The organism is Kitasatospora sp. NPDC048296 (assembly GCF_043201815.1).
Classification (GTDB): domain Bacteria; phylum Actinomycetota; class Actinomycetes; order Streptomycetales; family Streptomycetaceae; genus Kitasatospora.
In genome coordinates this window covers 1-22353 of sequence record NZ_JBICZB010000029.1, presented here as the reverse complement: position 1 = coordinate 22353, position 22353 = coordinate 1, and the positions used below count along the sequence as shown (strand labels likewise).

General features: G+C 72.0%; 23 protein-coding genes. 15 read left to right on the top strand and 8 right to left on the bottom strand.

Annotated elements, in window-relative coordinates:
- Positions 1 to 13: 13 nt before the first annotated feature.
- Positions 14 to 1054 (top strand): NAD-dependent epimerase/dehydratase family protein, encoded by a 1041-nt coding sequence (locus tag ACGF12_RS19035; RefSeq protein WP_393030974.1) that lies wholly within the window; start codon positions 14 to 16, stop codon positions 1052 to 1054.
- 48 nt (positions 1055 to 1102) lie between these two features.
- On the opposite strand, the gene ACGF12_RS19030 is transcribed toward ACGF12_RS19035, so the two are convergent.
- The 5 genes from ACGF12_RS19030 to ACGF12_RS19010 all read right to left on the bottom strand — a co-directional run bounded on the left by ACGF12_RS19030 (position 1103) and on the right by ACGF12_RS19010 (position 6369).
- Positions 1103 to 2152 (bottom strand): family 2 encapsulin nanocompartment cargo protein polyprenyl transferase, encoded by a 1050-nt coding sequence (locus ACGF12_RS19030; protein ID WP_393030971.1) that lies wholly within the window; start codon positions 2150 to 2152, stop codon positions 1103 to 1105.
- Between the two features lie 179 nt (positions 2153 to 2331).
- The gene (locus ACGF12_RS19025; RefSeq protein WP_393030968.1) at positions 2332 to 3753 is read right to left on the bottom strand and encodes a family 2B encapsulin nanocompartment shell protein; all 1422 of its coding nucleotides are present in this window, start codon (positions 3751 to 3753) and stop codon (positions 2332 to 2334) included.
- 274 nt (positions 3754 to 4027) lie between these two features.
- The gene (locus tag ACGF12_RS19020) at positions 4028 to 4573 is read right to left on the bottom strand and encodes a methylated-DNA--[protein]-cysteine S-methyltransferase (RefSeq protein ID WP_393030966.1); all 546 of its coding nucleotides are present in this window, start codon (positions 4571 to 4573) and stop codon (positions 4028 to 4030) included.
- Between the two features lie 114 nt (positions 4574 to 4687).
- Positions 4688 to 4921, bottom strand: a complete 234-nt coding sequence (locus ACGF12_RS19015) for a hypothetical protein (protein WP_393030963.1) — start codon at positions 4919 to 4921, stop codon at positions 4688 to 4690.
- 179 nt (positions 4922 to 5100) lie between these two features.
- Positions 5101 to 6369 (bottom strand): MFS transporter, encoded by a 1269-nt coding sequence (locus tag ACGF12_RS19010; RefSeq protein WP_393030960.1) that lies wholly within the window; start codon positions 6367 to 6369, stop codon positions 5101 to 5103.
- A gap of 202 nt (positions 6370 to 6571) precedes the next feature.
- Between ACGF12_RS19010 and ACGF12_RS19005 the strand changes: the two genes are divergently transcribed.
- Positions 6572 to 7387, top strand: coding sequence for a hypothetical protein (locus tag ACGF12_RS19005; protein ID WP_393030957.1), 816 nt, complete (start codon positions 6572 to 6574; stop codon positions 7385 to 7387).
- A gap of 217 nt (positions 7388 to 7604) precedes the next feature.
- On the opposite strand, the gene ACGF12_RS19000 is transcribed toward ACGF12_RS19005, so the two are convergent.
- The gene (locus ACGF12_RS19000) at positions 7605 to 9221 is read right to left on the bottom strand and encodes an ABC transporter ATP-binding protein (RefSeq protein WP_393030954.1); all 1617 of its coding nucleotides are present in this window, start codon (positions 9219 to 9221) and stop codon (positions 7605 to 7607) included.
- Between the two features lie 531 nt (positions 9222 to 9752).
- On the opposite strand from ACGF12_RS19000, the gene ACGF12_RS18995 reads away from it, so the two are divergent.
- The 6 genes from ACGF12_RS18995 to ACGF12_RS18970 all read left to right on the top strand — a co-directional run bounded on the left by ACGF12_RS18995 (position 9753) and on the right by ACGF12_RS18970 (position 15316).
- The gene (locus ACGF12_RS18995) at positions 9753 to 10280 is read left to right on the top strand and encodes a hypothetical protein (protein ID WP_393030951.1); all 528 of its coding nucleotides are present in this window, start codon (positions 9753 to 9755) and stop codon (positions 10278 to 10280) included.
- Positions 10267 to 11067, top strand: coding sequence for a class F sortase (locus tag ACGF12_RS18990; protein WP_393030948.1), 801 nt, complete (start codon positions 10267 to 10269; stop codon positions 11065 to 11067). The genes ACGF12_RS18995 and ACGF12_RS18990 overlap by 14 nt, the downstream gene beginning before the upstream one ends.
- Before the next feature lie 182 nt (positions 11068 to 11249).
- Entirely contained in the window at positions 11250 to 12110 is an 861-nt protein-coding gene (locus tag ACGF12_RS18985; RefSeq protein ID WP_393030945.1) for a hypothetical protein, read from the top strand.
- A complete protein-coding gene (locus ACGF12_RS18980) occupies positions 12107 to 12910 on the top strand; it encodes a response regulator (RefSeq protein WP_393030942.1) in 804 nt (267 codons plus the stop codon). The genes ACGF12_RS18985 and ACGF12_RS18980 overlap by 4 nt, the downstream gene beginning before the upstream one ends.
- Positions 12907 to 14112, top strand: a complete 1206-nt coding sequence (locus ACGF12_RS18975; RefSeq protein ID WP_393030939.1) for a sensor histidine kinase — start codon at positions 12907 to 12909, stop codon at positions 14110 to 14112. Before ACGF12_RS18980 ends, ACGF12_RS18975 begins: the two co-directional genes overlap by 4 nt.
- A 361-nt stretch (positions 14113 to 14473) precedes the next feature.
- Positions 14474 to 15316 (top strand): DUF4365 domain-containing protein, encoded by an 843-nt coding sequence (locus ACGF12_RS18970; protein ID WP_393030936.1) that lies wholly within the window; start codon positions 14474 to 14476, stop codon positions 15314 to 15316.
- A 33-nt stretch (positions 15317 to 15349) separates the two neighbouring features.
- Here ACGF12_RS18970 and ACGF12_RS18965 read toward each other — a convergent pair whose 3' ends face one another.
- Together ACGF12_RS18965 and ACGF12_RS18960 are read right to left on the bottom strand one after the other, a co-directional pair.
- Positions 15350 to 16168 carry a class I SAM-dependent methyltransferase gene (locus ACGF12_RS18965; protein WP_393030933.1) on the bottom strand — a complete coding sequence of 273 codons (819 nt, stop codon included), beginning with the start codon at positions 16166 to 16168 and terminating at the stop codon, positions 15350 to 15352.
- On the bottom strand, positions 16165 to 17478 hold the full coding sequence (locus ACGF12_RS18960; protein WP_393030930.1) for a helix-turn-helix transcriptional regulator: 1314 nt from the start codon (positions 17476 to 17478) through the stop codon (positions 16165 to 16167). Before ACGF12_RS18960 ends, ACGF12_RS18965 begins: the two co-directional genes overlap by 4 nt.
- A 203-nt stretch (positions 17479 to 17681) precedes the next feature.
- On the opposite strand from ACGF12_RS18960, the gene ACGF12_RS18955 reads away from it, so the two are divergent.
- The 7 genes from ACGF12_RS18955 to ACGF12_RS18925 all read left to right on the top strand — a co-directional run bounded on the left by ACGF12_RS18955 (position 17682) and on the right by ACGF12_RS18925 (position 22236).
- Entirely contained in the window at positions 17682 to 18176 is a 495-nt protein-coding gene (locus ACGF12_RS18955; protein WP_393030927.1) for an ATP-binding protein, read from the top strand.
- 181 nt (positions 18177 to 18357) lie between these two features.
- Positions 18358 to 18498 (top strand): hypothetical protein, encoded by a 141-nt coding sequence (locus ACGF12_RS18950; RefSeq protein ID WP_393030924.1) that lies wholly within the window; start codon positions 18358 to 18360, stop codon positions 18496 to 18498.
- Positions 18499 to 18511: 13 nt separating this feature from the next.
- Positions 18512 to 19699 (top strand): cupin domain-containing protein, encoded by a 1188-nt coding sequence (locus ACGF12_RS18945; protein ID WP_393030921.1) that lies wholly within the window; start codon positions 18512 to 18514, stop codon positions 19697 to 19699.
- Positions 19696 to 20592 (top strand): aldo/keto reductase, encoded by an 897-nt coding sequence (locus ACGF12_RS18940; protein ID WP_393030918.1) that lies wholly within the window; start codon positions 19696 to 19698, stop codon positions 20590 to 20592. Before ACGF12_RS18945 ends, ACGF12_RS18940 begins: the two co-directional genes overlap by 4 nt.
- Positions 20576 to 21442 (top strand): hypothetical protein, encoded by an 867-nt coding sequence (locus ACGF12_RS18935; protein WP_393030915.1) that lies wholly within the window; start codon positions 20576 to 20578, stop codon positions 21440 to 21442. The genes ACGF12_RS18940 and ACGF12_RS18935 overlap by 17 nt, the downstream gene beginning before the upstream one ends.
- 117 nt (positions 21443 to 21559) lie before the next feature.
- A complete protein-coding gene (locus tag ACGF12_RS18930) occupies positions 21560 to 21889 on the top strand; it encodes a hypothetical protein (RefSeq protein ID WP_393030913.1) in 330 nt (109 codons plus the stop codon).
- 20 nt (positions 21890 to 21909) lie between these two features.
- On the top strand, positions 21910 to 22236 hold the full coding sequence (locus ACGF12_RS18925; RefSeq protein ID WP_393030910.1) for a transposase: 327 nt from the start codon (positions 21910 to 21912) through the stop codon (positions 22234 to 22236).
- Positions 22237 to 22353: the final 117 nt, after the last annotated feature.

Sequence of the window (22353 nt, the reverse complement as noted above, 5' to 3'; positions counted from 1 at the left end):
GAGGCTGGCCGGCATGAAGATCCTGCTGCTCGGGGGCTCGTCCTTTCTCGGACGCGCCTATGCCGCCGAGGCCCTCGCCCGCGGCCACCAGGTCACCACCTTCAACCGCGGCCGCAGCGCCGCCGACCTGCCCGGGGTCGAGACCGTCCGGGGCGACCGCGACAGCACCGAGGACGTCGCCGGGCTGGTCGAGGGCTGCGGCTGGGACGCCGTCGTCGACACCTCGGCCCGGCAGCCCGCCCAGGCCGCGCTCACGGCACGGCTGCTGAGCGAGCGGGCCGACCACTACACCGTCGTCTCCTCGGTGCACGCCTACGCCGACTGGGCCACCCGGGTGATCGACGAGGACTCCGCCCTCCTCCCCTGCCCCGCCGACACCCCGCCCGACCAGCCCTTCGGCCGCGAGCTGAAGGCCGGCTGCGAGCGCGCGGTGCTGGAGGGCTTCGGCGCCGAGCGCTCGCTGGTCCTCGGCAGCGGCCTGCTGATCGGGCCGCACGAGCTCGGCGGCCGGCTGCCCTGGTGGCTGGAGCGGATGGCGCGCGGCGGGCGGGTGCTCGCGCCGGGCGCTCCCGGGCGGACCATGCAGGTGATCGACGTCCGGGACTTCGCCGCCTTCGGACTCGACCGCCTGGAGGCCGGGACGGCGGGCCGTTTCCTCACCACGGCGCCGCCCGGGCAGCTCACCTTCGGGCAGTGGCTGGAGACCTGCCGGGAGGTCGCGGGCGCGGCGGACACCGAGCTGGTCTGGGTCGCGGACGAGCGGCTGCTCGCCGAGGGGCCGGACAAGGTCGAACCCTGGCTCGAACTCCCCTTCTGGGCGCCGGATCTGCCGGAGTGGAGGTACATCTGGCAGGTCGACAGTGGTCGCGCCCGGGCGGCCGGGCTGAGCTGCCGCCCGTTCGCCGAGACCGCGCGGGACACCTGGACGTGGCTGCGCGGGCGCGGGCCCGCGGCCGACACCGACGCCGAGGGGCGCAAGTGGGTGCCGGGGACGGCGTTCCGACAGGGCATCGAACCGGCCAAGGAGCAGCGGCTGTTGGCCGCCTTCGGATGACACGACGGAGTGGGAGGTCGGACCGGCCGACTTCCCACTCCGCGCCGGTCAATGGGAGCGGCGGGTCACCAGCTCGGCGAGTGCCAGCAGTTCGTCGGCCGCGGACGGCTCCGGGACGGCCACGGCCAGCTGCGCCATCGCCGCGGCCATCCGCTCGCAGGACTCGCCCTGCGCCCAGCCACGCCCCCCGGCCTCGTCGACGGCGGCCGCGCACTGGGCCAACTCCTCGGGGGTCAGCGGGCGTTCGAGCGTGTACAGCTCGGCGAGCCGGGCGCCTTCGGGAGTTCCGGAGCCCAGCGCCCTGACCACCGGCAGCGACTTCTTGCGGGCGACCAGGTCCGCGCCGACCGGCTTGCCGGTGACCGCAGGGTCCCCCCAGATGCCGATCAGGTCGTCGATCAGCTGGAAGGCCAGACCGATCTCGCGGCCGAAGCCGTCCATCGCCTGCGCGGCCTCCTCGGACCCGCCGCCGTACAGCGCGCCCATCGCGCAGGCGGCGCCGAGCAGGGCGCCGGTCTTGGCCTCGGCCATCGCCAGGCACTCGGTGAGCGAGACGTCGTTGCGCTGCTCGAAGGCGCAGTCGATCTGCTGGCCCTCGCAGAGCTCGACCACGCAGTCGGCGAGCCGGCGGATCGAGCCCCGGGCGGCCGGGTGGGCGTCCTCGGCGAGCAGGCGCAGCGCGAGGGAGTGCATGGCGTCGCCGGCCAGGATGGCCTCGGTGGTGCCGAACACCCGCCAGGCGGTGGGCCGGTGGCGGCGGGTGTCGTCACGGTCGATGACGTCGTCGTGGAGCAGGGTGAAGTTGTGGACCAGCTCCACCGCGGCGGCCGCGGCGACGGCCGTGCCGGGGGTGCCGCCGAGGGCCTGGGTGGCGGCGAGGACCAGGGCCGGGCGGATCGCCTTGCCGGAGGAGGCCTCGGTGGGCGTGCCGTCCGCCTCCCACCAGCCGAAGTGGTAGCCGGCGACCTTGCGCATCGTGCCGGGCAGCGAGTCGACGGCGGCCCGCAGGACCGGGTCGACCAGCCCACGGGCCCGGGCGAGGATGTCCGCCGCCTCGTGGCCCTCTTTGTGGTCCCGCTCCAGCGTGGAGCTCGTCATGGGTTTCTCCCCCTGTAGGGCGCCTGTCCTGGGATGGCCTGCCGTGCCGTACGCGCCGCGGCGCGCCGCCCGGCCGGGGTGGATCTCCCTGGTCGGGCGGCGCGGGCGGCACGGATATCGGACTCGGATATCCGAGTCGGGTATCGGACCCGGATATCGGACTCGAATGGGAGCCGGCGTCAGCGCTGGGCGATGTCCACGTTCTCCAGCACGCCGATCGCGTCCGGCACCAGGATCGCGGCCGAGTAATAGGCGCTCACCAGGTAGGAAATGATGGCCTTCTCGTCGATTCCCATGAACCGCACCGAAAGGCTCGGCTGGTATTCGTCCGGAATTCCGGTCTGGTGCAGGCCGATGACACCCTGGTTGTCCTCGCCGACACGCATCGCGATGATCGAGCTGGTGCTACCGCCGACGATCGGGATCTTGTTGCACGGGAAGATCGGCACCCCACGCCAGGCGTTGACGTGCTTGCCCTCGACCTCGACGGTGCCCGGGTTGAGGCCGCGCTTGCTGCACTCCCGGCCGAAGGCGGCGATGGCCTTGGGGTGGGCGAGGAACATCTTGGTGCTGCGGCGGCGGCTGAGCAGCTCGTCCATGTCGTCCGGGGTGGGCGGGCCGGAGTGGGTCTGGATCCGCTGGTCGTAGTCGGCGTTCTCCAGCAGGCCGAACTCGGGATTGTTGATGAGCTCGTGCTCCTGGCGCTCGCGCAGGGCCTCGATGGTCAGCCGGAGCTGGTGCTCGGTCTGGTTCATCGGCTGGTTGTAGAGGTCGGCGACGCGGCTGTGCACCTTGAGGATGGTCTGCGCGACGCTGAGCTCGTACTCGCGGGGCTTGAGCTCGTAGTCCACGAAGGCGTCGGGCAGGTCGTACTCGCCCTGGCGGCCGGCCGCGAGGTCGATCGCGGCCTCACCGTGCTTGTTCTGCGCCTGCTGGAAGCCGTTCAGGTACTCCATGATCTGCAGCTGGAGCGACTCGGAGCGGTCGTGCAGCTCCTGGAAGGACGGCCAGGAGAGCACCATCACCGTGCCGGAGGTCGCGGCGCGGACGGTGTACGGCCAGGTGCCGTCCTCCTCCTGGAGCGCTTCGTCACCCAGGTGGTCGCCGTCGGCGAGGGTGCCGACCACCGTCTCCTCGCCGTACTTGCCGGTGCCGAGCCGGTCCAGCTTGCCGTGCGCGATCAGGAAGACCTCGCTGATCGGCGAACCGGCGGCGACCAGGACGTCGCCCGCGTCGAACTGGCGCTGGGTGAAGCGCCCGGCCAGCTCCTCCAGCACGGCCTCGTCCTGGTAACCGCGCAGCACCGGCACCTCGGCCAGGCTCTGCGGGATGACCCGGACCTCGGAACCGGTCTTGGCGAAACTCACCCGGCCGCGGCCGACCTTGTAGCGCAGGCGGCGGTTGACCCGGTAGGTACCGCCGGACACCTGCACCCAGGGCAGCCTCCTGAGCAGCCAGCGCGGGCTGATGCCCTGCATCTGCGGCGCGGACTTGGTGGTGGTGGCGAGGTTCCGCGCACCCGCCGTGCTCAGTGACTGCTGCTGCCGGATCTCCGGCTGCGCGCCGGGCGCAGGAATACCGGCATTGGTTTCGGTCGACATATGGGGAGCCCTTCACGAACCCGATGAAGTGTCGCCTTGCACATGCTTGTTGCAACTTCATGGTGGGCCCGTTCGGACGCAGACCGCAATCACTCATTCGAGTGGTTCGGAATAACCGAACAAATAGTACGACTCGATCACCTGATCGATATGTGTTCGACCGTCCATTCGAACCCATCGACCGGCCGCGCCCCATCTTCCCCCATCGACCGCCCCGCCCGCGCCAGAATGCGACACCTCCCGCACACGGCTACCCAGGGCGCCGATCGGCCGGCTACAGCGGGCCGTTCCAGTCCAGCGTCGGCTCCAGCACCCCCTCCAGGGTGAGCAGCCAGCGCTTCACCTCGATCCCGACCCGGCCGCCACCGAAGCCGCCGATCCCGTCCGCCGCCACCACCCGGTGGCAGGGCACCAGCAGGGCGACGGGGTTGGCGGCCATCATCTGCCCGACCGTCCGGGCGGCCAGGCCCGGCTCGGCGACGTCCTCGAACACCCCGCTGCGGGCGGCCAGTTCGCCGTAGGTGATGGTCCGGCCGTACGGCACCTCGCGCCAGAGCGTCTGGAGCACCGCACGGTGCGGCCCGGAGCTGAGGCTCCAGTCGATCGGCAGGCCCAACTCGCTGGTACGGCCGGCCAGGTAGGCGCCGATCCGCTCGGTGACGGCGGCGGTCTTCGCCGGGTCGGTGCAGGGCGGCGCCTCGCCGTCCCGCCCGCCGTAGCCGGCCGCCGCCACGCCGTGCGGCGTCACCGCGATGTGCATCGGGCCGCTGGGCAGCGGAGTCGGCACGGTCAGCCAGGACAACGACCGGGACTGCGGCACGCTCGGGCCCCCACCCTCCACCGGGCCGGCGGCCGGCCATCCCGGCAACCGGGGGGGCGGGCTCGCCCCGTCCGCCATCGTACGGCGGGCGGGGCGGGCGCTCGGTCGGTCCGGTCAGAGCTGCCCCTTCAAGGCACGGGCGGTCGACGCGCAGAAGTGCGCCAGCTCGGCACGGTCCGGCGCGCGGCCCTCGCACAGCGCGGCGAGCTGGGCGTCGGCGATCCGGTCCGACCCCGGGATCTCCAGCAGGTACGCCAGGTCGGCCAGTAGGGTGGCCAGCCGCTCCGCGTCCACGTGGTCCAGGGTGGCCGCGGCGTGGTGGTGGCTGATGGTGAGCGAACCGGGCATGGTCATCCTCCTCCGTACCCCCACGGTCCACGGTACGACCGGCCCGGCCACCCCGCCCGCCGCGGAGGCACACACGCGTGGGCGGAGCGACCGGCTGCGCTCCGGGGCCGGCCGAAAACGGTGCGCGGTGGGCCGCACCGGTGGCCGGGGGTGCGCCCCGGAGCCGTCCGAGGGGTGAGTCAGTTGTCCGGGCCCTCCTCCCAGCGACGATTCCGTACGGCCGGCACGCCCAACACTACGACCCCGGCCGCAACTTGCCAGACCACCCCGAGCAGCAGCACCTCCCCGGTTCCGAGCCGGGCGGCCAGCGGGCCGGCCGCCGCCAGCCCGAGCGGGCCGAGGACGAAGGCGCCGAGCGAGCCGAAGGAGGTCAGCCGGCCGAGCAACTCCACCGGGACCCAGCGCTGCGTCGTGGTGGAGAACAGCGTCCCGCAGACCGCCGAACCCACCCCCGCCACCAGCGCTCCCGCGACCACCCAGACCAACGACGCCCCGGCCGCCAGCGCGGCGGAGGGCAGCGCCCAGGCCAGACCGGCCACGGTGGCCACCGCGAGCGGGCGCCCGGGGCGCCGGCCGAGCATCCAGAGACCGCCCAGCACCGCGCCGGCGCCGTACACGCCCATCACCAGGCCCCAGGCCCGGGCGCCGCCGAGCTCCCGCTGCGCGGTGAGCGGGCCGAGCACCAGGAACGGCGCCCAGACCAGCAGGTTGAACAGCCCCATCTGGGCCGTGGTGATCCACAGCCACGGGCGGGCGGCGAACTCCGACCAGCCGGCCCGCAGCTCCCGGAGCATCGAGGTCCCGTCGTCCGTCCCCGGGCGGTCGGGCAGGCGGAGGCCGGCCAGCGCGAGGGCGCCGACACCGTACGTCACCGCGTCGACCAGCAGCACCGCCGCCGGGCCCCGGGCCGCCGTGACCAGGCCGGCCAGCGCGGGGCCGGCCACCGTGGACACCGAACGTGACAGGCCCAGCAGGGTGTTGCCGTCCGCCAGCAGCTCCTTGCGGCGCACCAGGTCGGGCAGGATCGCGCCGAAGGCGGGCATGAACAGCCCCTCGCCGATCCCCCACACCGCCACCAGGGCGACCATCGCCCGGACCGGCGCGTGCCCGGCCGCCAGCAGCCCGGCGAACAGCGCCTGCACGAGGCCGCGCAGGACGTCCGAGCCCAGCATCAGGCGGCGGCTGCCGAACCGGTCGGCGATCACCCCGCCGGCCAGCAGCACCAGCACCACCGGGAGGATCCGGGCGGCCATCACCCAGCCGAGGTCGGTGCCGGTGCCACCGCTGTCGAGCACCGAGAAGGCGACCGCGACCGGCGCCATCGAGGAGCCGAGGAGAGAGGTCGTGTACCCGATGAAGAAGCGGGTGAATTCGCGCTCGCCCAGCACGGCGAGACGGTCTCCCAGGCGCCGCGGGCGGGCCGGGATCCGTTCTGTGTCCACTGCCATGGGCAGCAGTCTGCGAGCGACCGGGAGCACGGATCAAGGGTTTGCCGGGAAAAACTTGAGCCTTTTGGTATCAATGTTGGCGACACGCTTGACTGCCGCAGTAAATTGCTCAACAGGTGGCCTCCCACCTGCCGTTTACTGCGCTTTCTGGATATTCTGCGAGTGCATCGGATTCAGTGATTTACTGCGGAAGAAGGCGATCGTGACAGAGCTTCCCCCGGTCGAGTACGGCCTCGCCGTCGAGCGCTACCTGGCCGCCTCCGGACTCGCCGAGGGATCCCGGCGGATCTACCGGATCGCACTGAACACCTGGGCCTGGGCGCTCGCCGACCGGCCCGCCCCCACCGGCCCCGAGCGGCGGCGCGCCCGGCCGCCCGTGCTCCCGCTCGCACTGCTCGACCACCCGGACGCCGCCGAGCGGCTGCGCGCCGCAGCGGCCGGGCGCGGCGCCGGCACCGACCCGCGCACGCTCAACCGCGAGCTCTCCACCCTGCGCGCGGCGGTGGCCTGGTGGCGCGCCCGGGGCTGGATCGACGGCGACCCGACCACCGACCTGCGCCCCGTGCCGCTGCCCGCACCGGCCGAGGCCGCCGCCCCGTTGGCCGAGGAGCAGCTGCGCGCCCTGTTCGCCCTGCGCGCGCCGCTGCGCGAGCAGGCGCTCTGGCACCTCCTGCACGAGTCCGGCGCCGCGATCGAGACCGTGCTGGCCCTGAACGCCGACCAGCTCGACCTGCCCCGCCGCCGCAGCCGTCCCCGACCGGGCCAAGCCCCCGTCCGCTGGCAGTCCGGCAGCGCCCGGTTGCTCCCGCTGCTGATCGCCGGCCGCACCGGCGGCCCGCTCTTCCTCACCGACCGCCGGGCCCCGGCCGACACCCCCGCCGCCGACCGCTGCCCGCACACCGGCCGTGCCCGCCTCTCCTACCGCCGCGCCGCCGAGCTCTTCACCGCCCACACCCGGGCTCTCGCCGAGCCGCCGGGCACGGGGTGGACGCTCCGGCAGCTGCGACCGGGGCGGTAGGGGCGGCACGGGGCCGGTCCCGCTCACTCCACGGACGACGGCGGCGATGCCCAGGTCCAGGACCTTGGCGCGGCGGCAGTCGATCACGATGCTGGCGGGCTTGAGGTCGAGGTGCAGCAGGTTCTTGCCGTGCAGGTGGCGCATCGCCGAGCAGAGGTTCAGGCCGAACAGAGGTGCAGGCCGAGCAGAGGTGCGGGCCGAGCAGGGCCTTCGGTGCTCATCGGGTGCCCTTGGCCTGGGTCGCGGCCCGGTCGAGCCGGGCGTAGCCGTCGTCGTGGGCGAGCAGGTCCGCGTGGCTGCCGCAGGCGGCGACGCGGCCCTCGCGCAGCAGGACGATCCGATCGGCGTTCCGTACGGTGAGCAGGTCGTGCGAGATGATGATCGTGGTCCGCCCGTTCATCAGCCGCCCCAGCGGCTCCAGGATCCGCCGCCCGGACTCCGGGTCCAGCCCGGTGGTCGGCTCGTCGAGCAGCAGCACCGCGATGTGCTCGCGCAGATCCGTCAGCGCCAGTTCGCGCAGGTCGATGCCGTCCAGCCGGAGGGCGCCGCGCTCCGGGTCGTAGAAGCGCAGCAGCAGCTTGGCGACCGTCGTCTTGCCCGCCCCGCTCGCCCCGACCAGCGCCACCGTCTCGCCCGGCTCGACGCGGAAGGAGACGTCGTACAGCGCCACCCGGGTGGTGCCCGGGTAGCGGAACCACACCCCGTCGAAGGCCACCGCGCCGCGCACCCGGGCGGGGCGCAGCGGTGTCGGCGGATCGGCCACCTGCGGCTGCTGGTCGAGCAGTTCGATGATCCGCTCGGCGGCGGCCGCGGCCGAGCAGGCGCCGTTGCTGAGCCGACCGACCCCCTGGATCGGGCTGTAGAGGCGGCTCAACAGGGCGACGAAGACGAGGAGTTCGCCGAGGGTGAGGCGGCCGCGGACCAGCTCCCAGGCGCCCAGCCCGAGCACGATCAGCGCGCCGACCAGCTCCAGCAGATCCCCGATCGGCGCGAACAGGGCGCGCAGCCGGGTCGCCGCCATGGTCACCCGGAACCGCGCGAGGTTCTCCCGGCGGAACCGTTCCTGCTCCCAGTCCTGCCGGTTGTACGCCTGCACCAGCGCGATGTTGCCCAGGGTCTCCTCGGCGAGGGCGCTGACCGAGCCGCTGCGGCGGCGCCGTTCCCGGGACGCCGCCCTCACCCGCGTCGAGAGGCGCCGCGCGGTGATCCAGAACAGCGGCGCGACCACCAGCGCGGCCAGCGCGAGGTCCCAGCGCAGGTAGAACAGCACCCCCAGGAAGACAGCCAGTTCGGCGACGTACGCGACCGCGTCGAGGACGCCCGAGAGCAGGAAGGTCTCGACCTCCTCGACATCCGCGGTCAGTCGCGACAGTACGTCGCCGAGCCGCCGCCGCTCGAAGAAACCCAGCGGCAGGCCCTGCAGATGGCGGAACACGTCCGTGCGCAGGGCGAGGAGGAAGCGCTCGCCGACCCAGGCCGAGGTCGTCTCGTCGGCGAAGCCCAAGCCGCCTGCCAGCAGGGTCAGCCCGGCGTACCCGAGCGCGACCGGCAGGAACAGCCCGAGCCTGCGCGGCACCAGCACCTCGTCGACGACGACCTTGAAGAGCCAGATCGCGGCCGCGTCGACCACCGGGCCGAGCAGGACGAACCCCAGCAGCAGGGCCAGCCAGCGCCGTCCCCCGCGGGTGCAGGGCCAGAACCGGACGAAGATCCGCCGCAGCGACACGGCCGGGGCCGGGGCGACGACCGGATCGGTCCGGCCGTCGCCGTCACCCGTGTCCACGGCCATCAGCCGCCGCAGCGACCACACGTGCTCGTCCTGACCCGGGGTCATGACCGGTCCGTCAGCCGTCAGTGCCGCCCATGCCTGGTGTTGCGGCGCCGACGACGGCCGTGGCCGGTCCTGTCGTGGAAGTCCCTGTCCTCCCTGTCGTTCCCGCGGTCGTTTCCGCGCTCGTTGCGCGAACCCCGCATCGCCGGCAGGAGGTTGGCGAGGATGCTCATCACCGCCACCTTTCTCTCGGTTGCTCCCCCACCGGGAAATACGGACGGGCGGGGGTGCTCAGGGCGAGTCGGGTACGTCAGTTCCGAGGTGCCTCCCGGGTGTTCCATCCCGTGCTTCACCCCGTGTTCCAGGGCGGGTCCAGGGCGGTTACCAGCGCGTGTATCAGCGCGTGTCAGCGCGTGTATCAGCCCGTGTGCCGGGTATCGCGGAGACCGTTACCCAGCCGATGGACGGCCGTGACGCGGCCGGGCGGGGACCGCGACACGGCACTCCTACCGTCACTGGCGACGCACTGGCCGCACCGGCCGGGGGCGTCCGCGCGACACCGCGCTCGCGAGAGAGACGAAGGAGAACCACCATATGAGCAGGACCCGCATCGACCGCTCGCCCGCCCGTCGCATGCTGGCGGTCTGCGCCCTCACCGGGGCCGCGCTGATGGCCGCCGTCACCGGCGGGCAGGCCTGGGCCGACGGGACCCCGCAGCCGGCCCCCACCGTCGCCGCCCCCGCCGACGGGGCACCGGCGGGCGCGGCGACGGGCGGGGCTCCGGTCGGCGCCGTCCCGGCCAAGCCCGCCCGGCCGGCCCCGCAGGGCGCCGCAGCGGGCGGCGGCCCCGCCACGCCGGCCCCGAAGGCCCCGGGCGCCGAGGTCACCTCCGCGCCCGCCCCGCAGCGCTCCCCCGGCGCCGCCCCGGTCGGCGCCGCCCCCGCCAGGCCCGCTCAGCCGCAGGTCCGCGAGGTGCCGAAGGGCGCCGCCCAGGCCGGGGACGGCTCCGCCGCGACCGACGGCAACGGCCTGCTGCTGGCGGGCGGCGGCGGCGTGGCCGCCGTCGGCGCCGGCGCCCTGGGCTTCGCCCTCCTGCGCCGCCGCTCCGGTGCGCGCGGCTGACACCGGTCCCGAGTCCGCCGGGCACCCCGGCGCCCTTCCTCCGCACCCGGCCGGGCGGGGAAGCGGCGCCGGGGCGCCCCCGGCGGCGGGGACCAGCAGGACGGGGGGCCGCGGGCGGCGTCGCGCGGCCCGGCCCGGCCCGAGCTTCCTGAGCCGGACCGTCTTCGGCACGGCCGGCCTGCTCTGCCTGGCGCTCGGCACCTCGATCGCGCTGTCCGGCCGGGACACTCCGGTGGTGCGGATCGAGGCCTCCGGCCACGACCCGGCGGCCACCGCGCCCACCACTCCCACCGCGCCCACCGCACCCGTCGGCGCGCCGACCGCCGGTGATCAGCCCCTCGCCGCCTCACCGCCGACCCGCCTGCTGATCCCCTCGCTCAGCGTGGACGCCCCGGTGACCGACCTCGGCCTGAACGCCGACGGCACGGTCCAGGTGCCGTCGGCGGACCGGGCCGACGAGGTCGGCTGGTACCGCAACGGCCCCACCCCCGGCGAGACCGGCCCCGCCGTCCTGATCGGGCACCTCGACACCAAGCACGGCCCGGCGGTCTTCCAACGGCTGCCGGAACTGCGCCCGGGCGAACTGATCCGCATCCGGCGCGCCGACGGCGGCACCGTGGACTTCAAGGTCCGCACCCTGCTCCAGGCCGCCAAGGACCACTTCCCCACCGAGACCGTCTACGGCGACACCCCCGCGCCCACGCTCCGGCTGATCACCTGCGGCGGGCGGATCGGCTCGGACGGTCACTGGACGGACAACATCATCGTCCTCGCGGACCCGGCCTGACCCGGTCGGCCGCACCAGCCCGACCCGGTCCCCCGTACCGGGGCGGAACCGTCGATCACCGTCCGCGCGACCTACCACCGGAACCTGAACCTGAACCGCAACCAGAACCGCGACGAGGGCAGGACGGCCAGAGGGACGACGACCCGGCACCGCACCGCGAACCAGGAGGACGAGCACCGACCGTGGCACCGACGACTCCGCTCCGCCGCCGCCCCGGCGCCGCCCCCGCGGTCGCCCTCGTCGCCCTGGCCGTCCTGACCGCCCTCGCCGCCCTGGCCTTCGGCCGACCCGACCCCGGCGGCCTCCGGGACGAGGGCCCGCACCCGGCCGTCACCCCGTCGGCGTCGGCCAGGCCGCTCTGGCCCGGACTGGCCACCGCACCGCCGCCGGCCACGACCGCGAGCGGGTCCGCCACCCAGGCACCGCCCCAGCCCGTACCCGACCTGACCGTCCCCGGGCACGACCTCACAGCGGTCGACGTCCGCACCCTCCTGGCCAAGGACCCGGCGGTGGGCGGGGAGGAGCGGCGCGCGCTCGACTCCTGCGCCGAATGCGCGGTGCGGGCCCCCGAGTTCCGCGACCTCACCGGCGACGGGCTGCCCGAGCTGATCGCCGCCGTCACCACTCCCGGGCCGGTCGTGCTGCACGTCTACACCCTCGCCGGCGACCGCGTCCTGCCGATCCTGCGGGTGCAGGTCCAGCAGGAGTTCAGCGCCGCGACGATCGGCTCCGACCTGTGGCTGTACGAGCCGACCACCGTCACCACCCGGACCACCAGCCACTACCAGTGGAACGGGGTCAGGCTCGCCCTGTTCGAGAAGCGGGTGGACGGCATCGGCCTGCTCCAGCCCACCGACCCGGGCACCGACCCGCCGCCCGCCACCGGGGCCGGCGGCGGCTCCGAACGCGTGCCCGTTCCGAAGCACCCCTCCACCGGGCCGCAACCGGCCCCCGGCACGGGCGCGGTCGCCCCGTCCGCACGCCCCGTCCGCCCGACCCCCCAGCCCTCCGCCCCCGCCGTGCTCCCGGAAGCGAAGCGATGACCCCCGCAGCCACCCCCGCCCAGCCGCACATCCTGCTCGTCGAGGACGACGAGGTGATCCGGGAGGCAACCCGGATGGCCCTGGAGCGCTACGGCTTCCCGGTCACCACCGCCGCCGACGGCCTGGAGGGGCTGGAGGCCTTCCACGCCGTCCGCCCCGACCTGCTGCTGCTGGACGTCATGCTCCCGCTGCTCGACGGGGTCGGCCTGTGCCGCCGGATCCGCGAGGAGAGCCAGCTGCCGATCCTGATGATGTCGGCGCGCACCGACCCGGTGGACGTGGTGTCCGGGCTGGAGGCGGGCGCGGACGACTACGTGGTCAAGCCCTTCGAGAGCGCCGTCCTGGTCGCCCGGATCCGTACGGTGCTGCGCCGGATCCGGGTGGCGCCGACGGCCGCCGCCGAGGACGCCCCCGCTCCGGTCGGCTCCCCCGTCCCGGTCGGCTCCCCCGTCCCGGTCGACGCCCCCGCCGTCGGGTCCCCCGCCGTCGAGGTCCCCGTCACCCCCACCGCGCTCCGCAGCTTCGACGGCCTGCAGGTGGACACCGACAGCATGGAGGTGCGGGTGGACGGCCGGCTCGTCCCGCTCACCCCCACCGAACTGCGGCTGCTCCTGGAGTTCACCGCCGCGCCCGGCATCGTCCTGGAGCGCTCCACCCTGCTCGAACGCGTCTGGGACTACGAGTGGGGCGCCGACACCCGGGTGGTGGACGTCCACGTGCAGCGGCTGCGCGCCAAGATCGGCTCCGGCCGGATCGAGACCGTCCGCGGGTTCGGCTACAAGCTGCGGCGCCCGGCATGACCCTGCGTCGCCAGATCGCCACCGCCGTCGCCGCCATCTCCGTCCTGGTCGCGGTGGCCGTCGGCCTGCTGGTCCACCAGGCGATGATCCGTCAGCACGTCGACCAGGCCCGCTCCTCCGCCCTCACCGCGCTCGACTCGGCCCTGGCCGACTACGGCCGCAGCGGCGAGGTGGCCGGCCGCGGCGTCACCCTGGACGATCCGGCCCTGCCCACCCGGCTACGCGCCCTCGCCGCCGGCGGCCGACAGGGCTCGCTGCTCGCCACCGGCGACCAGGGCGAGTCGATGTGGGCGGCCGCCCCGGTCCAGAGCGGGGTGCTCTCCGCCCGGGTCGACTTCACCCAGGACCGCCAGTCGATCGCCGACCTCGACCGGATCATCCTGATCACCGTCGTCGCCGCGGTCTTCACCACCGTGCTGGCCGGCGTACTGGTCGCGGACCGGATCAGCCGCCGACTGCGCACCGCGGCCACCGCCGCCCGGGGCATCGCGGCCGGCGGCACGGACACCCGGATCGGCGAACTCGTCGACGGCCGGGACGAGGTGGCCGACCTCGCCGCCGCCGTGGACCTGATGTCCCGCACCCTGCACCGTCGACTGGAGGACGAGCAGCGCTTCACCGCCGACGTCGCCCACGAACTGCGCACCCCGCTCACCGGCCTGGTCACCGCCGCCGAACTGCTGCCGCCCGGCCGCCCCACCCAGCTGGTGCAGAACCGGGTCCAGGCCCTGCGCGGCCTGGTCGAGGACCTCCTGGAGGTCTCCCGCCTGGACGCCGACGCCGAGTCCCCCGACCTCTCCGCCGTCCCGCTGGAACGCGCGGTGCGCCGCACCGTCAACCTCACCGGCCTCGACGTCTCCGTCGGGATCACCGCCGACCGCGAGGTCCGCACCGACCTGCGCCGCCTGGACCGCATCCTCGGCAACCTGATCCTCAACGCCCACCGCCACGGCGCCGGCCCGGTCGAACTCCACGTCGACGGCCGCCGCATCACCGTCCGCGACCACGGCCCCGGCTACCCCGACGACCTCCTCCACCACGGGCCCCAGCGCTTCCGCACCAACGCCCCGGAACGCGGCCGCGGCCACGGCCTCGGCCTCACCATCGCCACCGGCCACGCCCGCGTCATCGGCGCCACCCTCACCTTCACCAACCACCCCGCCGGCGGCGCCCTCGCCACCCTCACCCTCCCGCCCGACTGACCGCCCCACCCCCACCGACGACGAAGGGCCGGCTCGATCGGAATCGAGCCGGCCCTTCACACGCGCGGAGCCCCCTGTCGGGTTCGAACCGACGACCCCCGCTTTACAAGACGAACCCGGATCATGACGGCGTGTGACGTCTGATGCCGCGTGGCGCTGAACCTACAGGTCAGCGCCACGCGGCCGGTTTCGTGGTCCAGCACCGGACGGCTCCTGCCACCCCGTCCGCTCACGCATTGCTCACGCACATTGCCCAACTCGCCTTTGATCGGTGTGCTGTCGGCCTCAGATCGTACGATAGGCGAGCGGTCGTTCACAGCCCGCGAAATTTGCTGGAGCCACCGGTAAGGAGCAGGCGGCGATGCGAGTTCGACAGACTCAGCAGGTAGAGCGAACCGGTGTTGCCTGGATCCAGTATTTGGTGAGCGACAGGCTGGGTTGGCTGTTCAGGGAGCAGCAGGACGGTGATTTCGGAGTCGACGCACACCTGGAGGTCGTCGAGAGCCAGTCACCGGCTGAGTCAGCGGAGGCGACCGGTTTGTTACTTGCGGCACAAATCAAGTCCGGGATTAGCTACTTCAGCAAGCCCGCCGATGACGGATGGTGGCATGCCTGCGACGCCAGCCATGTGTCGTATTGGCTCGGCCACTCCCTGCCAGTCATCGTCATTCTGTTCAACCCCGAGACAAAGTGCGCGTATTGGCAGCATGTCAACGAGCGCACGGCCGTGTCCACGGGTAAGAACTGGAAGATCCTCGTCCCCGCGAGTCAGCAACTTGGAGCCGACTCCCCGCACGCTCTGCGCCCTCTCGCGCGTGCCGCAGCAGAGGGTGAATTTGAACCGGCTGGGACTGAAGCGTATCGGCACCGCCTTTGCGACCGCCTGCTCAGAATGTTCCCCGGATCGGCAATCTCTCACTCGGATAGGGATCACACGCCCGTCACAAGTATGGCGTTCCGCATGGGCAGCTCACTCGTTGAGATAGTCATACACGATGCCAATTTCACTCACTTTAGTGACTTGCTGGACCGGTACAGTCACCCGCTTAGAATTTCCCCGGTAGTAGTTGTCACCGACACGGCAGAGCTTCCGAAAGTCATGCCAATATCGCCACCGCCTTTCATTGCCCATTGGAGCGCCGTCAGCGGGGATAAACCCCTCCGGGATGCAATCGAGAAAGCGCTGGAATGGGCACGATTTTAGCTCGGCCGCACAAGCCGTGAAGAACCTTGAAACCTACGGCCGACACACGAGAACTCCGCCGAGACACCTAATCCTGAACGCGCCTTCGGCCAATATGGTGGCGGCAGCGACCTCGGCTGCCCGGCTAACGGTCTCGTGGAACGGGACGCCGCTTTGGTCGGCCCACGCCTCGTAGGAGGCTAGGTGGGCAACGATCGGCGCAGGGTCGGTGATCTCGATGGTGCCGGGCAGTTCCCGCACCCGGATGTTCTTGAACGCCCTTCCGAGGTAGTTGGGGGCCTTCTCCAAGGAGAAGCGGGAGCTGAGGGAGACCCGTGCCGGCCCCTCGGGAATCCCGAGGACGTCTCCTGCGGCCCTGACCCAGAGCTGGTCCAGCTCCCGCTTGTCGGTGTCGCTGTTGGTTGAGGCGATGAGCACGCCTCCAGGGCGGAGGACGCGGGCGAGTTCCTTGATCGTGGCCGCGATGTCGCTGACGTGGTACAGCATGTGCAGGGCGAGGACTGCGTCCGCGCTGTCGTCGGCGAAGGGCAGTGCCTGGGCGTCGGCCACCAGCACCGGCTTCTCGACGTCGGAGAGGATGCCCGCCGAGATGTCCATTCCAACGACCTGCAAGTCTGGGCGGTCCTTGTGTAGGCGGTTGACGAACTTGCCGTTGCCACAGCCGACGTCGAGGACAGTACCGCTGGTGCCGGCCAGCTCTTCAACAACGATCCCGGGCAGGTCGTTCTGCGGCTGCTGCCACCGGTAGATGGACTGGCGGGCGGCCAGGTGGCGTCCATCGGCGTAGGCGCTGTTCGCGAGGATCGCTTTGTCGGCGACTGCGGCGTCCTGCTGTGCGGTGTTGCTCGTCACTGGGGCAGCTCCGGAGGGATCGTGAGTGCGGGTCGAGAGCAGGCTTCTCTGACATTCTCACGGAGACTCAGGACGATCGGGGAGCCTGCGTAGGCGGGCTGGGCGAGACGAGTGCTCAGCGCCCGGAGGCGGGTGGAGATGCTCGCTGTTCGCCGGTCCGGTCCGGCGTCCAGCACCACCGAGAGTTTCTCCTGCACGCCGTCAAGGTCTCCATAGGCGAGATGGGCGTTGGCGAGGTCAAGACAGGCGGCCAGCAGGTCTCCGGAAGACTGTTCCTGCTGTGGTGCGGACTCGTACAGGGCGATGGCCCTGGAGGACGCCTCGATGGCGCGGTTCACGTGAGCCTGGCTGTCCAGGGCAAGGAGGGCGGTGCCGGCATAGGTCCACTGCTTGGCCTCGGGGAACGTGAATACGCCGGGGAGATCCATGGCGGCCACAGTGCCTCGCGCCGCCTCGGCCGCTGCCACGGCTCGTAGCGCGCTCGCGCTGTCGCCGAGCGCGGCAGTGGCCCGTGCTTCGAGGCTGAGCAGACGGGCGGCGATCGTCCCGCTGTCCGCGTACGGCAGTCCGGCTCGGGCCAGCTCGGCGGCCTGGCGGTGGTCCTGCTGCCAGTAGGCGATCAGGGACTGGACGGATCGGATCCAGGCCCGGAGACCGTTGTGGCCGGCCGACTCCGCGCAGCGCCAGGCCGTTCGCGAATGCGTAGCCGCAGCTGTGTACTGACCGAGGTCGAGGGCGACATGGGTGGCCAGGCCGCAGAGGCGTCCGGCCTGCAGGTAGAGATGGCTTGTCTGGTAAGGGTGTTGGCGGCCTTGGAGTAAGTCGAACACTCCTCGCCGGAGGGTTCCGATGTCGTGGAAGAGCTCGGACACCGGCTTGCTCACGTAGTCCCCTGCCAGCCTCGCAATGTCCGCGTCGATCTGTTCGAGCAGCGTGTCGTCCACGTTGGACGCACTCGCGAAACGAAGGAAGAGCGCGGACTCTGCCGAGTCGGCTGTCACGGCCACCACGAGATCGTTGTCGTGGTCCGTGCGCCGGGTACGCGCAGGAGACGAGGCGTCGCCAACGCGGCTGGGCGGTGGAACTGCTTCGGCGACTGCAGGGGGTGCTGCCAGCAGGTCGGCCAACTGATCGACCGAGAGTCCCAGGGCGCGGGCGAGCTTCGGCCGCATCCACGGCTGTGGGGCACCCCTACCGCTCTCCCATCGCCCCACAGTCGTGCGGTCCACATCGAGGGCTTCAGCCAGGGATTCCTGGGTGTGGCCGACAGCCTCCCTGCGCTGGATCAGCCGGGACCTCCTGGATGCCATCCCGCGTCCTCCAGAGGTACGTCAGTTCGCCTGTAGCCATAACAGGCCAGGTCATGCCCAGGTTTGCAGCACGGATGCCTCATTGCCGCTTCAATTCTGCTCTGGTTCACCGGCGTTGGAGGCGGTTCTGTAGATACCTGCCGGGTGAATCCCGGCGCGAATCGGCCCGCTGCCGACCTCGTCCCGGTGAAAGGTCCGCGCTCATGTCCGTCGCCACCCGCCAAGCCACTGCCCCCGCCCCGTTCGGCTTTCGCGTGCTGCCCAGTGCCGAGGCCGTGCCGGACGCCCGGCGGCGGGTGATACGGGCCGTGCGCGGTTGGGGCTTGCCGCTGGCGGAGGACGCGCTCCGCGATGTCGAGTTGCTGTCCAGCGAGCTGATCACCAACGCCGTGTGCCACACGGACGCCCCGTGCGCCGTGTGCGTGTCCTGGGACGGTGAGCGGCTGCGCGTCGAGGTGACGGATGTCGGCCACGAACTGCCGGCTGCAGGCGGGATCGATCTCGACGCCACCGACGGGCGAGGGCTGTTCCTGGTGGCAGCGCTCGCGACGGACTGGGGCACCGAGCCGGACCCCACTGGCAAGCGGATCTGGTTCGAGGTCGGCACCACCGCTGCCGTTTCGGGCGACGAGCGACTCACCACGCTGGTGAGGGCCGCTGCCCCGAAGGCACGGAACGTCGTGCCGACCAGCGTCTGACAAGACTTCCTCCCGCCCCGACGCGGGCTTGGGGGGATACAGGTGCCCGCGTTGGTCAACAGCCACGCGGCATAAACACCTGCGGTTCCTCGCCGGCGGCTTGCCCCGGCAACGGATCCATCGCTGCACCCACGACGAGGCTGGGCAGTCGGCCCGCCCCATCATTCCGAAGGAGTGCTTCATGCCCGAGAACCTGACGAACAACACCGAGCTGGAGGGCGACGGCCTGCTGGTCGCCCGCGCGAAGGTCGCCGCGGCCCGCTCGCGTGGCGAGCAGCCGTCGGACGGCGGCTCCACCGGCCGAACCGACACCAACGACTGACGGCTGCACCACAATGACCGCCGAGCACTTCTCGGTGGTTGAGCGTCTGGGCGGGGATGACTTCCTCGCCCAGACGCTCGGCCGCAGCTTCAAGGTCGCACGCGGTGAAGCCGCGTCACTCGCCGGACTCATGAGCTGGGATGACCTCAACGCCATCCTGACCCACCACCGGTTCGAACCCCCTCGCTTCCGACTCGCCACCAACGGGGAGCAGCTGCCCGCGCACACGTATTCCCGGCCGATCGTCACCCGGCGGAGCACCGTCTGGCACCAGCTCCAGCCCTCCGAGTTGCACCGGCGTCTGGCTGAGGGCGCCACGCTGGTGCTGGACGCCGTTGACGAGCTGCACCCCGGAATCGGTGCTCTGGCCGGCCAACTTGAGCGCTGGCTGCGAACCGGCGTGCAGGTCAACCTGTACGGCTCCTGGACCGGCATCGAAGGCTTCGGTGTCCACTGGGACGATCACGACGTGGTTGTCGTCCAGCTCGACGGCGCGAAACGCTGGCGCATCTACGGCCCCACCCGCACGGTGCCGATGCACCGCGACGTCGAGACGCCCGAACCGCCGCCCGAGGAGCCCGTCGCCGATCTGGTTCTCACCGCCGGCGATGTGCTCTATCTGCCCCGGGGCTGGTGGCACGCCGTCGCCGCCTCCGAGGGCCAGCACTCGCTGCACGTCACGTGCGGGCTGCAGAGCACGACGGGCGCCGATCTGATCACCTGGCTGTCGGAGACGTTGCGCGCCCACGAGGCGGTCCGGGCGGACCTCCCGCGCTTCGGGACCGTCGAGGAGCAGCACGCCTTCCTCAACACGATCGGCAAGCTCCTCGCGGCCGAGTTGGAAAGCGACGACCTGATCGCCCGCTTCTCCTCCGCGCGTGACGCCACCGAGCGAGCCAGGCTCGCACCGTCGCTGCCCCACATCACGGCGGCTCCGCCGGACGCCGACCTCCAGGTGCGCCTGGTCACCACGCGGCCCTCGCTCACGGCCGTGTCCGACGCCACCGTCCGGCTGACCGCTGGCGGCGAGGAGTGGACGTTCACCGCCAAGGCCGAGCCGATGCTCGCGCTCCTCGCCGACGGGGAACCTCACCGGCTGGCCGATCTCGCGCAGGCCGCAGGCATCACTCTCGGGCAGGCGGCCGGCGTCGTGACGGAGCTGGTCGACGGCCAGGCCGCCGCGATCGGAGGTGCGCGATGACGGCCCGGCTGGGCCTCGGCACCTACCGCTGCCTCGATGTGGCCGAGGCCGCGCTGATGGCCGCCTCCCGAGGTACCGACTGGGTGGACACCGCGCCCAACTACGAACAGGGCCAGGCGGAGACCTCGCTCGCCATGGTTCTGGCCGCCCACCCGGATCTGCGCGTCTCCACGAAGGTGGGCTTCGTCCCGGCCAGCGCCAGGCACATCGGTGTGCGAGCTGGTGCCCTGTCCGCAGCGGACGCCGAACGCGGGCATTGCCTCGCCCCGGACTACATCGCCTGGCAGCTCGCGCGCAGCAGGCTCATGCTCGACCGGGTGCCCGATCTGGTGTTCGTGCACAACCCCGAACACGACTGCGCGGACGGCAAGATCGCCGATCGACTCTTCAACGCCTTCCTGGCCCTGGAGGAGGCGTGCAGCCAACAGGTCATCAGGGCCTATGGAGTGGCGACCTGGCGCGGCTTCAGCAGCGGCCTCTTCGCCGTACCCACGCTGAGCGAACTCGCGGCCAAGGCCGGCGGGCCGAACCACCATCTGTGGGCCATCCAGCTCCCAATCTCCCTCGTCCACCTTGCGCCCGTCGCCCAGGCTCTCGACGGACACGGCCCGTTGGCCGATGCCCTGGCTGCGGGCTTGGAGGTGTTCGCCTCCGCCCCGCTCCACGGTGGCGAGATCCCCGACATGGTGACCCCGGAACTGTCCGAGCTGATCAGCCCTGGCAAGACCCCTGCCGAGGCCGCCCTCGCCGTCGTTGCCTCAGCCCCCGGAGTGAAGCGCGTGCTCCTGTCGACGGGGAACCCGGAACACTGGGGGCAGGCCGCCGAAGCCGTCGGCCGACCGTCGCTGTCTCCGGACGTACTTCGAAGGGTTGTTGATGTACTCGGCACCTGAGCCGGACACCGCCAGGCGGATGCGCGGGATGCACGCCACAGCAGCAACGGCGCTCGACGCGACGCCTACCGGCTCCCGCGAAGCGTGGGGCTGGCGCGGACGTACCCTCAGCCGTCCGGTCGCCACCGCATCCGGCGAGGGCTGGCTCCGCCTGGTGTCCGCCCCGGCCGACAAGGCCGGCGGAAAGCTCTGGGAGGGGCCGCAGGAGGCAGAACGACTCATGCCTCCTGCGGTACCCAGGCCGCGCCTGCGGGAGCGGCGTACCTGGACCGAGGGCGAGCACGGTTACCTGGCGGAGCTGTACGACAAGATCACCGCCTCCACCATCACCACCCACGAGCCGATTCTTCGGAAAGCGCCCGACCTGGACAACGCCTGGTGGGACGAACTCAGCACCGCCCTCGATGGCATCGCCGCCGTCCCCAGCGGCCGGGTGGCGGTCCGGCAGGAATACCTCGACCGCGCCATGCCCGAGTACCTGGGCATCCCGATCGACACGACGGCGCCTGCCTGGTCGACGGCTCACGGTGACCTGCACTGGGCCAACCTCACCGGCCCGGCCCTCACGGTCCTCGACTGGGAGGGCTGGGGCGCCGCGCCCGCCGGATACGACGCAGCCCTGCTGTTCTCCTACAGCCTCCTGGTCCCCGACACCGCTGCCGAAATCCGGCGGCGGCTCGGGCACATCCTCGACACGCCCGCAGGAAGGTTCGCCGAACTTGTGGTCATCACCGAACTCCTGCAGACCACCACCCGGGGCGACAACCTCGACCTGGAGGAGCCCCTGCGGGAGCGGCTCTCCGAGCTCACCAACGCCCGGCCCTCCGGTCGGGGGAACCGCGCCGAGTAGCCCTTGGGGTATCCAACACGACAACTCCCCCCGCCCGGGGCACAGCAACGGCCACGTTCGTCGTACGCCGTGAAAACTCCTGGCAGTCTGCCCGTCCGGCCCGGAGAATCCGGTCGTTTGGGAGCCGACATACATGGGTTCGTCGAGTGCCGGGCCACTTACGGAACGCTCGACGAAGACAAGGCGCGCTGGCATGCGGCGATAGACCTGGACCTGCTGTACGGCGGTCGAAGCTACGACGCCTTCGGCTGCCTGTTCGGCGTCCGGAACCATGCTGGCTTCCGCCCGCTGGCCGGAGATCGAGGCATTCCCGCCGACGTGTCGTCCCGGACCCGACAGGCGTATCAGGAATGGGACCCCGATGGGCACAGCCCGTCCTGGATCAGCTGGGCCGAACTGGCCACGGTGGACTGGGATGAGGTTCCCCCGGGATGCGGAGGATGGTGACAGCGGTTCAGATGGGTCTCATGAGAGGACCCGAGGCCATGGCCGCCCCGAAGAAGTACCCGCAGGAATTGCGTGAGCGCGCGGTGCGGATGTACCGCGCCGCCGACCCGAAGCCGGTGATCCGACGGATGGCCGAGGATCTCGGCGTTCACCCCGAGGCCCTGCGCAACTGGATCCGCCAGGCCGAGGCGGACGCCGGCGAGCGCGACGACCGGCTCACCACCGCGGAGCGGGAGGAACTCGTCGCCCTGCGCAGGGAGAACGCCCAGCTCAAGCGGGCGAACGAGGTCCTGCGGACGGCGTCGGCGTTTTTCGCGGCGCAACTCGACCCGACCCGGACCAGGTGACGGCGCTCATCGATGAGCATCCTCACCTGGGGGTCGAGTGCGTACTCCGGGAACTCGGTATCGCCTCCTCCACCTATTACCGGTGGCGGCGGGCCGAGCGGGAGCCGTGCGAGCGGC